A 10,394-nucleotide genomic window follows, 5' to 3' on the forward strand; every position below is an offset into this window, starting at 1 on the left:
TTCACGTTCTCCGGGAGCGGCTGGGGCCACGGCCTGGGCATGTCCCAGTACGGCGCCTACGGCATGGCGCTCGACGGGTACTCGGGTGCGGGCATCCTCGAGCACTACTACGAGCCCGCGACGGTCGCGCGCCGCGCCGACGACCCGCAGATCCGCGTCCAGGTGCTCACGGGCGTCCGCTCGGTCACGGTCTCGCGTGACTCCGCGACCACGTGGACGCTCGGCACGGCTCCGAGCACGACCCGCTCGATCACGGCGAGCTCGCTGACCTTCACGTACTCCAACGCGAGCGGGACGGGCCGCGTGGTGGTGGTCGCCGACGGCTTCGAGTACCGCACGAACCCGACCACGTGGTCCGAGCTGCGGCTGAGCTGGTCGGGTGGCGTGGTGAGCGTGCCGTGGGCCAATGCGGGCAGCGGCGCGGTCCGGTACGCGCGCGGCATGCTGTCGTTCGGGCCGCTGGGTGGCGGGACGAACGTCGTCAACACGCTCCGGCTCAACAGCGAGTACCTCTACGGCATCGCGGAGATGCCCGCGTCGTGGCCCGCCGCGGCGCTGCAGGCCCAGGCGATCGCCGCGCGCACGTACGCCTACCGCAAGGTCGAGGCGGGCGTGCGCTCGGGGCTCAACGCCCACCTGACCGACGAGACGACGGACCAGAAGTTCACCGGCTGGAACAAGGAGAACGAGCCGGGCTACGGCAAGTACTGGGTCGCGGCGGTGAACGCGACGCGCACCAAGGACGGTGCCCAGGTCGTCGTGGCGCCCGGGGGCAAGCTCGCGGAGACGTACTACTCGTCGTCCACAGGCGGCCGCACCACGAACTCCGAGGACGTGTGGGGCAGCGCGACCCTGCCCTACCTGCGGACCCGCGACGACAAGTGGTCCGTCGACTCGCGCGTGCGCAACCCGTACGCGAGCTGGCAGGCGACGTTCACCCAGGCGCAGGTCCGCGCGAAGTTCCCGACGCTGCCTGACGTCGCCACGCTGAAGGTGACCCAGCGCGCGAGCTCGGGCGCGGTGATGCAGCTGCGGGCGACGTCCTCGAGCGGCAAGAGCGCGAACCTGCTCACGAAGACGACGACCGACGGCGTGCGGACCAGGATGGGCCTGCGGTCCGCCTACTTCTCGGTGGGCTCGTTGTCGGCGGTCCAGCGCCTGGCGGGGGACGACCGCTACGCCACGGCCGCCGCGATCGGACGCGCCGCGTACCCGAGCGGGACCGAGGTCGTGATCGTCTCGGGTGAGCAGAAGTCGCTCGTCGACGGGCTCGTCGCCGCACCGTACGCCCGCACGCTCAAGGCGCCGGTGCTCCTCGCGACGAGCACGACGGTGCCGCAGGCCACGCTCGACGAGCTCGCCCGCAGGGGCGCGACGCGCGCGACTCTCGTCGGCGGCACGGGCGTGCTCGGCTCGAAGGTCGTCACCACGCTGCGCAAGGCGGGCCTGGAGGTCACGCGCCTCGCGGGCGACGACCGCTACGCGACGGCCGCCGCGGTGGCGCGGGCCTTCGGCAAGGCGACGAACGTCGTCGTCGCGTCCGGTGTCGCGGCGAACCTCGTCGACGCCGCCGCCGCCGGGGGACCGGCCGCGGCGACCGGGCAGCCGATCCTGCTGGTGCCCCGCAACGCGGTGCCCGCCGTCACCCAGGACGCGCTGACCGCGCTCGGGGCGAGGTCGGCGGTCGTCGTGGGCGGCACGGGCGTCGTGACGGCCGACGTCACGGCCGCGCTCGGGGCCGCGGGCCTGACGTTCTCGCGGCTCGCGGGCGACGACCGCTACGCGACGGCCGCCGCGGTCGCGACGGCCTACGAGTCGCGTGTCGGGACGGGGGCGGTGCTGCTCGCCTCCGGCAAGGACGCCAACCTCGTCGACTCGCTCACGGGCGGTGTGCTCGGACGCCTCACGCTGCTCACCGCGGGTTCGAGCGCGCCACCGCCCACGGTCGCGTGGCTCGCGGCGCGGCAGGTGCCCCAGCTGTTCGTCGCGGGAGGAGTGGGCGCGGTGCCCGACGCCGTGGTCCAGGTCCTGCGGTGAGGGTGCTGAGCGTCGTCGGCGCGCGCCCCCAGTTCGTCAAGCTCGCGCCCGTCGCGGCGGCGTTCGAGGAGGCGGGGGTCGAGCACGTCATCGTGCACACGGGGCAGCACTACGACCCCGAGCTGTCCGACGTGTTCTTCGCGGACCTGCGGATCCCGGCGCCCGACGTGCACCTCGCGGTCGGGTCGGGCTCGCACGGCGCGCAGACCGGCGCGATGCTCGGCCCGCTCGAGTCGGTCATGGACGAGCAGCGGCCCGACTGGGTGCTCGTCTACGGCGACACGAACTCGACGCTCGCGGCCGCGCTCGCCGCGGTCAAGATCCACCTCCCGCTCGCCCACCTCGAGGCAGGGCTGCGCTCGTTCAACCGCCGCATGCCCGAGGAGCACAACCGCGTGCTCACGGACCACGCCGCCGACCTGCTGCTCGCACCGACCCAGGTCGCGGTCGACCATCTCTCCGCCGAGGGGCTCGCGGCGCGCACGGAGCTCGTCGGCGACGTCATGACCGACGTGTGCTTCCGCGTGCGGGACGCGGTCCTCGCGGCCGGGACGCGGGTGGCAGGCGCGCCCGTGGGGGAGCACGTCGTCGCGACCATCCACCGCGCGGAGAACACCGACGACCCCGTGCGGCTCGCGGCGATCGTCGGCGCGCTCGCCCGGCTGCGCGTGCCGGTGCTGCTCCTGGCGCACCCCCGGTTGCGGGCGAAGGCCGCAGCCCAGGGGATCGCGCTGGACCAGGGCTCGATCGTCGTGGCGGACCCGCTGCCGTACCACGAGATGGTCGCGGCCGTCCTCGGAGCGAGCGCCGTGGTGACAGACTCAGGGGGACTGCAGAAGGAGGCCTACCTCCTCGGGCGCCCGTGCACCACGCTGCGCACCGAGACCGAGTGGGTCGAGACGCTCGAAGGGGGCTGGAACATGCTCGTGCCGACCATCGCGGAGCTCGCGCGGCTGGACGAGGTCGTCCTGCGCGGAGCCGGTGCGCTGCCGCAGGCGACGCCGTACGGGACGGGTGACGCCGCCCGGCGGGTCGCCGCCGTGCTGCAGGAGCGTCGACCGTGACCGCGCGCAGGCGGTTCCTCGGTGCCGGCGCGCTCGCCGCGCTCGTGGTCGCGGGGCTCGTCGCCCCGGCGGCGGCCGCCCCGACGTCGCCGGACGGAGCAGGACCGGACGGCGCAGGGCCGGACTCCGCGGTCGCGGCCCTGGCCGCCACGCCCCGCGGTGCGGTGCCGGCCGCGGCAGGGGACCTCGTCATCGCGGGACGGGGGTTCGGGCACGGCATCGGGCTCTCGCAGTACGGCGCCAAGGGCCGGGCCGAGAAGGGCCAGTCCGCGCAGAAGATCGCCGCGATCTACTACCCGGGCACCTCGCCCGCGCGGCTGTCGGACACGCGCTCGATCGACGTGTGGCTGCGCGGTGACACCGACGGCAAGCTCGACGTCGTCGCGGAGTCGGGCCTGCGTCTGCGCGGCTCCGACCCGACGAAGGGCACCGCAGGATCGCTCGTCGCGCTGCCGACCACGGTGAAGAGCGGGACCCGCACCGTCACGCCCGCGCGGTGGCGCGTGAGCCGGCTCAGCTCCGGCTGGCGGCTGCAGGCCAGTGCGGGCGGCAAGTGGACCACCGTGACGAGCACCGCGATCGCACGCACGCTCGCGAACGCGAAGCGGGTCACCGTCTCCGACTCCGACCTGACGGTCCGCAACGTCGTCGGCAGCACCGCGAACGAGTACCTGGGGTCGCTCAACGCGGACCTCACGGACCCCGCGACGCGCGCGGTCAGCGTGACGCTGACGTCGAGCTACCGGTCCTACCTGAGCTCGGTGGTGCCCGCCGAGATGCCGTCCTACTGGCACGCCCAGGCGCTCGGTGCGCAGGCGATCGCCGCACGCACGTACGCGTCCTACGAGCAGTCAGGCGGCTACCGGCCGTGGTGGTGGGACACGTGCGACACGACGTCCTGCCAGGTGTTCAAGGGCGCCGCGTCGTACGACCTCAAGGGCCGCCGGACGGCGACGCACACGACGGCCGCCACGGACGCGGCCGTGAAGGCGACCGCCGGACTCATCCGCACCTACGGGGGCAAGCCCGCGTTCACGCAGTTCAGCGCGTCGAACGGCGGCTACTCGGTCGCCGGCTCCCAGCCGTACCTCAAGGCCAAGCCGGACCCGTACGACGCGTTCACGTGGAACCTCACGGTCAGCAAGGCGACGCTGGCCGCGGCATACCCGTCGGTCGGCACGGTGACCTCGGTCAGCATCACGCGGGACGGCAAGGGTGCCTACGGCGGCCGCGCGACGTCGGTGAAGCTCACGGGCACGGGCGGCACGACGACGGTGAGCGGCGACGCGTTCCGGATCGCGCTCGGCCTGCGGTCGACCCTGTTCACGGTGACCGTCCAGCGCTGACCACCCGCACGACGAACGCCCGTACGACGAACGCCCGGCCCCGCGGGGGGACCGGGCGTTCGTCGTACGGATGCTCAGACGAGCTGCTGCGTGGTGCCCGACGCGGCCGAGGCGAGCACGGCCTCCGCGACGCGCACGGTCGCGAGGCCGTCCTGCATCGTGACGATGTCGACCTCCTTGCCGAGCACCGCGTCACGGAACGCCTCGTGCTCGGTGCGCAGCGGCTCGGGCTTCGGGATCGCGAAGCGGACCACGTCGCCCTCGCTCACGCCACGGAACTTCGCGATCGACTCCCACGTCGTGGGGACCGTGCCGTTCGCGTAGAACGTCAGGTCGGCGGTGAGGGTGTCCGCGACGAACGCTCCGCGCTCACCGGTCACGACCGTCACGCGCTCCTTGAACGGCGACAGCCAGTTCACCAGGTGGCTGGTCACGGTGCCGTCGGCGAGCTTGCCGACGACCGCGACCATGTCCTCGTGCTGGCGCCCGCTCTGCAGCGACGTCTGCGCGGCGACGGACACGAACGGCGACTGGGTGACCCACGCGGTCAGGTCGATGTCGTGCGTCGCGAGGTCCTTGACCACGCCGACGTCGGCGATCCGGGCCGGGAACGGCCCCTGGCGGCGCGTGACGACCTGGTAGACGTCACCGAGGTCGCCCGCCGCGAGCCGCTCGCGCAGGTTCTGCAGGGCCGGGTTGTAGCGCTCGATGTGGCCGACGGCCCCGACGAGCCCGCGCGACGTGAACGCGTCGGCGACGCGCTGCGCGGACGGGGTGTCGGGTGCCAGCGGCTTCTCGACGAGCGCGTGCACGCCCGCCTCCGCGAGCGTGATCGCGATCTGCTCGTGGTAGGTCGTGGGCACCGCGACCGTCACGTAGTCGACGCCGGCGGCGATGAGGTCCTCGACCGAGCTGCCGACCGGCAGGCCGTTGGCGACGCCGTGCGGGTCGCCCGCGGGGTCCGCGACGGCGACGAGCTGGACGCCCGGCAGCGAGCGCAGCACGCGCGCGTGGTGGCGCCCCATCATCCCCAGGCCGATGAGCCCGGCGCGCAGGTCGGCCATCAGGCACCCGCCTTCGCGACCGCGTTGACCCCGGCGACGATGCGCTCGAGGTCGTCCTGGCTCAGCGACGGGTGGACGGGCAGCGACAGGACCTGCGCGCACGCCTCGCGCGTGACCGGGAGGTCGAACTCCAAACCGAACGAGGGGAGCTGGTGGTTCGGGATCGGGTAGTAGACGCCCGACCCGACGCCGTGCTCCTCGAGCAGGGCCTTCGCGAAGCCGTCTCGGTCCTGGGGGACGCGGATCGTGTACTGGTGCCACACGTGCGTCGCGCCGTCGGCGACGTGCGGGACGCCGACGCCCTGCAGGTTCGCGGACAGGAACTCGGCGTTCGCCTGACGCTGCTGCGTCCAGGCGGGGAGCTTGCCGAGCTGGACGCGGCCGATCGCGGCGTGCACGTCGGTCATGCGCGCGTTGAAGCCGACGACCTCGTTCTCGTACCGCTTCTCCATGCCCTGGTTGCGCAGGAGCTGGACCTGGCGGACGACCTCGGGCGTGGCGCACGAGACCATGCCGCCCTCGCCCGACGTCATGTTCTTGGTCGGGTACAGCGAGAACATGCCGAACGTGCCGAACGAGCCGACGGGTGCGCCGTTCCAGGTCGCGCCGTGCGCCTGCGCGGCGTCCTCGAAGAGCTGCACGCCCCGGGCGGCGGCCAGCGCGCCGAGCGCGGTCATGTCGGCCGGGTGGCCGTACAGGTGCACCGGCATGATCGCCGCGGTGCGCTCGGTGATCGCGGCCTCGACCGAGGCGGCGTCCAGGCAGTAGGTGTCCGGGTCGATGTCCGCGAACACGGGAGTCGCACCCGTCAGGGCGACCGAGTTGGCCGTCGCGGCGAACGTGAACGACGGGACGATCACCTCGTCGCCCGGGCCGATGCCGGCCGCGAGCAGGCCGAGGTGCAGGCCCGTCGTGCCCGAGCTCACGGCGACGCACGCGCGTCCGCCGACGAGCTGCTCACCGAACTCGCGCTCGAACGCCGCGACCTCCGGGCCCTGCGCGATCATCCCGGAGCGCAGCACGCGGTCGACCGCCGCGCGCTCCTCGTCGCCGATCAGCGGCTTGGCCGCGGGGATAGTCGTTCCGCTCATGCGTGCAGCTCCTCGTCCGCCGACGCGCGACGCGTCAGCACACCCTCGTGCTCGTCGTACCGCTCGCCCGTGGCGGGGCAGAGGTACGTGCCATCTCCTTGGTCCTGCAGCGGGACGCCGGCGCGGCCGACCCACTTGAGCCGACGTGCCGGCACCCCTGCGACCAGCGCGTAGTCCGGGACGTCCTTCGTGACGACCGCTCCCGCGGCCACCGTCGCCCACCGCCCGACGGTCACGGGCGCGATGCACACGGCCCGCGCGCCCACGGAGGCGCCCTCGCGCAGCGTCACGCCGACGGCCTGCCAGTCGTGCGCGCTCTTGGGCGTGCCGTCCGGGTTCACCGCGCGCGGGAACTCGTCGTTCGTGAGCACCGCGGCCGGTCCGACGAACACGCCGGGCTCCAGCACGGCTGGCTCGTACACCAGCGCGTAGTTCTGCACCTTGCAGTTGTCGCCGACGCTCACGCCGGAGCCGATGTAGGCGCCGCGACCGATCACGCAGGACTCGCCGATCGTGGCCCCGTCGCGCACCTGCGCCAGGTGCCAGACCGAGGACCCGTCACCGACGGTCGCCGTCGGGTCGACGTCCGCGGACGCCATGATGCGTACGTTCACCAGCCAGCTCTCCGCTCGGGGGTGCTCCGGCGACGGCCGGACCTGGCACAGCCTACCGACGGCGCAGGGGCCCACGGGGACGGGAGTCCCAGGCGCTGCGACCGACGGAAGTCGGATTCGTCACGTCGTGCCGAGCACGGTGCGCGTGATGCGCTCGCCGGCCACGAGGCGTGCGAGCTCGTCGGCGGACCCGGGCTGCGCGAGGTGCGTGGCGCGTGCGGGGGAGAGCAGGACGAGCGAGCCGTCGCCGGCGAGCGTGCGGCACACGTCGCGCAGCCAGCCCGCGACGTCGGGTGAGGCGCCGAGCAGGACGCGCTCGCGCTCGTCGTCCGGCGCCCACCACGCGGCCAGCTCGGCGTGCGTGACAGGAGTGCCTGCCGTGCCGAGCGCGGTCTGCGCCGCCTCGGCGGGCGGGACCCAGCCGAGGCGGTCGCCGTAGGTCATGACCGCTGCGGCGGCGTCGATCGCGCCGGGTGGCACGGGGTCCGGTGCGCGGCGTGCGAGCGCCGCGAGGGTCACGACGACGAGCGCGGGACCGCGGCCGGGTGCGGCGGACGCGTCGGGCCGGGACGTCACGACGACGTCCGGCTCGACCTCGTCGGTCCCGACGACCGCGCTCGCGCCCGCGCGCCACGTCGCGAGCGTCCACAGCACGGTCCGCCAGTGCGCCGGCAGGTCGAGCGCGAGAAGGGTCCCGGGGCCGACGTCGAGCTCCTCGACGAGGAGGTTCGTCGTCTTGTTCACCCAGTTCTCCAGCACGGCCCCGGAGAGCTCGACCCGCTCGCCGTCGTCGCCGTACCAGGTGAGCCGCGGACGGCCCGGATCGGCGGTCAGCAGGCGCAGGAGCGTGTCGACGTCGGAAGGCGCGGACGGACGCGTCGAGGTCATGCGCGCCACCCTAAGCGCCACGTCGACACGCTTCGGCGGTCCGATCGACAGAAGTTCACCCGACAAATCGGGACAACTACCACGGCTCCGGTTGACGGGCGCGAACGACACGCGTGTAATTCAGATTGTCCGAAGACATCCGAGCGCGAGCACCACGGCGCGGCCGCCCCGACCGTCCCATGACGGTACCGAACGGGGCAGTCGCTCAGGTCGAGCCTTGACCGAGAACCAGCATCTGCCGGAGGCACGCATGTGGAACCTGCTCGACGGTGACGGGGCCACCTCCGAGTTCCCCTCTGACGCGCACCGCCAGGCGGCGCCCGTCTCCCAGACTCCTTCGAACGTCCTGTCGCTGTTCGGCACCCCGGACGACGACGGGCCCATGGGGTGGCAGGAGCGCGCGCTGTGCGCCCAGACCGACCCCGAGGCGTTCTTCCCCGAGAAGGGCGGCTCGACGCGCGAGGCCAAGAAGGTCTGCACGGGCTGCGACGTCCGCAGCGAGTGCCTCGAGTACGCGCTCGCGAACGACGAGCGGTTCGGCATCTGGGGCGGTCTGTCCGAGCGCGAGCGTCGCAAGCTCAAGCGTCGCGTCGTCTGAGCGTTCGTCGTCCCAGGGTCGATCGTCCGACGAGCCGTCACGACGACGTGACGGCTCCGTCGCCCGACCCTGACGTCCGGTCGGGGCGGCGTGGCGAGTCGCTCCCCGCGCGGCGCGGCCGGGCGTGCATCATGGCTCGAGCATGAATGCGACCCTCCCGCCCGTGGACCACCCGACGACCGCGGCGATCCCGACGACGACGTCGGTGACCGCCGTCCTCGTGACCCGCGGGACCACCCCGTACCTCGCGACGACGCTCGCGGCGCTCGCCGGCCAGGCGCGCCGACCGGCACGCGTCATCGTCGTCGACGTCGCCGAGCGCCACGCCACGGCCGACCCGCTGCCGCTCGTCGTCGAGCGCGCGTTCGCGGTCGTGGGGGGCGGGACGCCCGACCTGCGCGTCGTCGAGGCCCCGGGAGCCCGCACCTTCGGCCTGGCCGTGCGCGCCGCGCTCGCGTCCGACGACGGCCCCACCACCGCCTGGCTGTGGCTCCTGCACGACGACAGCGCACCCGAGCCGACCGCGCTCGCCGAGCTCTCGCGCGCGGTCGCGCGCGCGCCGTCCGTGGTCGTCGCGGGCGTCAAGCAGCACACCTGGACCGAGCCGGTGCGCCTCATCGAGGTCGGCATCCGCACCGCGCGGTCGGGACGCCGGATGACGGACGTCGAGCCGGGCGAGCTGGACCAGGGCCAGCACGACGCGCGTGAGGACGTGCTCGGCGTCGGTCTCGCGGGTGCGCTCGTCCGTCGCGACGTGTGGGACGAGCTCGGCGGCCCGGACCCCGTGCTCGGCCCCTACGGCGACGGGCTCGACCTGTCGCGCCGTGCGCGCCTCGCGGGCCACCGCGTGGTCGTGGTCCCCGCCGCGGTCGTGCGGCACGCGCAGGCGGGGTACCTCGGGCTGCGCTCGGTCTCCCCGTCGGGCGTGGACGACGACGGCGACGGCGAGGACGACAGCGCCGACCCGCGCCGCTCGTTCGCCGCGCGCCGCCGCGCGCTGACGCACCTGCGGCTCGTCACCGGGCCGTGGGTGCTCCTGCCCGTCGTGGTCGTGCTGGTGCTCGTGAGCGCCGTCGTCCGTTCGCTCGTCCAGGTCGCGGCCAAGCAGCCGGGGCTCGCGGTCGACGAGCTGCGTGGCCCGCTCGCGGCGCTCGCCCGGCCGGGCGCGGTGGTCGCGGCTCGGCGTCGCGCGCGTGCCACCCGCCGCCTGCCCCGACGTGCGCTGCGGCCGCTGCAGGCCACCTGGCGCGAGGTGTGGCGCCAGGGACGTGACCGGCGCCTGGCCCGACGTGAGGAGCGGCGCGTCGTCGTCGCGCCGTCCGAGCTCGAGCTGCGCGAGCTCGCGGCGCTGGCCACGCGACGGCGCGCAACCCTGGCTGCGGTGACGGTCGCGCTCGTCGCGATCTCGACGGTCGCGTTCGGTCCGCTCGTGGCTGCGGTGGGACGCGGTGCGCGGCTCGTCGGCGGCGCGCTGCTGCCGCTCGCCGAGACGGTCGGCGACCTGTGGGCGGCGGCCACGTCCAGCTGGGTCTCGGGTGGGGTCGGTGCGCCGGGTCCTGCGGACGCGCTGCTCGGCGTGCTCGTCGTGCCCGCGACGCTCGCGGGCGGCCGGCCCGACCTCGGCGTCGCGCTCGTCGTGCTCGGCTCGGTGCTGCTCGCGGGGCTCGGCGCCTGGGTGGCCGCGGGCGCCGC

9 protein-coding genes are annotated in these 10,394 nt (G+C 74.2%); 5 read left to right on the plus strand and 4 right to left on the minus strand.

Annotated features, from left to right (window positions below; genetic code table 11):
• From CWIS_RS17395 to CWIS_RS02760, 3 genes are all read left to right on the plus strand, one after another.
• Window positions 1-2,037: cell wall-binding repeat-containing protein (locus CWIS_RS17395; protein ID WP_053071509.1), on the plus strand; the 2,037-nt coding region annotated here is incomplete at its 5' end.
• A complete protein-coding gene (gene wecB, locus CWIS_RS02755) occupies window positions 2,034-3,101 on the plus strand; it encodes a non-hydrolyzing UDP-N-acetylglucosamine 2-epimerase (protein WP_048341714.1) in 1,068 nt (355 codons plus the stop codon). The genes CWIS_RS17395 and wecB, both read left to right, overlap by 4 nt.
• The gene (locus CWIS_RS02760) at window positions 3,098-4,447 is read left to right on the plus strand and encodes a SpoIID/LytB domain-containing protein (protein ID WP_048341715.1); all 1,350 of its coding nucleotides are present in this window, start codon (window positions 3,098-3,100) and stop codon (window positions 4,445-4,447) included. Before wecB ends, CWIS_RS02760 begins: the two co-directional genes overlap by 4 nt.
• A 74-nt stretch (window positions 4,448-4,521) precedes the next feature.
• Here CWIS_RS02760 and CWIS_RS02765 read toward each other — a convergent pair whose 3' ends face one another.
• The 4 genes from CWIS_RS02765 to CWIS_RS02780 all read right to left on the minus strand — a co-directional run bounded on the left by CWIS_RS02765 (window position 4,522) and on the right by CWIS_RS02780 (window position 8,104).
• On the minus strand, window positions 4,522-5,511 hold the full coding sequence (locus tag CWIS_RS02765) for a Gfo/Idh/MocA family protein (protein ID WP_048341716.1): 990 nt from the start codon (window positions 5,509-5,511) through the stop codon (window positions 4,522-4,524).
• Entirely contained in the window at window positions 5,511-6,602 is a 1,092-nt protein-coding gene (locus tag CWIS_RS02770; RefSeq protein ID WP_048341717.1) for a DegT/DnrJ/EryC1/StrS aminotransferase family protein, read from the minus strand. The genes CWIS_RS02765 and CWIS_RS02770 overlap by 1 nt, the downstream gene beginning before the upstream one ends.
• Window positions 6,599-7,201 (minus strand): acyltransferase, encoded by a 603-nt coding sequence (locus CWIS_RS02775; RefSeq protein WP_048341718.1) that lies wholly within the window; start codon window positions 7,199-7,201, stop codon window positions 6,599-6,601. The genes CWIS_RS02770 and CWIS_RS02775 overlap by 4 nt, the downstream gene beginning before the upstream one ends.
• Before the next feature lie 135 nt (window positions 7,202-7,336).
• Window positions 7,337-8,104: a TIGR03089 family protein gene (locus CWIS_RS02780; protein WP_048341720.1), complete on the minus strand. Its 768-nt coding sequence runs from the start codon at window positions 8,102-8,104 to the stop codon at window positions 7,337-7,339.
• Between the two features lie 250 nt (window positions 8,105-8,354).
• Between CWIS_RS02780 and CWIS_RS19755 the strand changes: the two genes are divergently transcribed.
• Together CWIS_RS19755 and CWIS_RS02790 are read left to right on the plus strand one after the other, a co-directional pair.
• Window positions 8,355-8,702, plus strand: coding sequence for a WhiB family transcriptional regulator (locus CWIS_RS19755; protein ID WP_048341721.1), 348 nt, complete (start codon window positions 8,355-8,357; stop codon window positions 8,700-8,702).
• A gap of 142 nt (window positions 8,703-8,844) precedes the next feature.
• A partial coding sequence (locus tag CWIS_RS02790) for a glycosyltransferase (protein ID WP_048341722.1) occupies window positions 8,845-10,394 on the plus strand: 1,550 nt, incomplete at its 3' end.

The sequence above is a fragment of the Cellulomonas sp. A375-1 genome (genome assembly GCF_001040865.1).
GTDB classification, from domain to species: Bacteria; Actinomycetota; Actinomycetes; order Actinomycetales; family Cellulomonadaceae; genus Cellulomonas; species Cellulomonas gelida.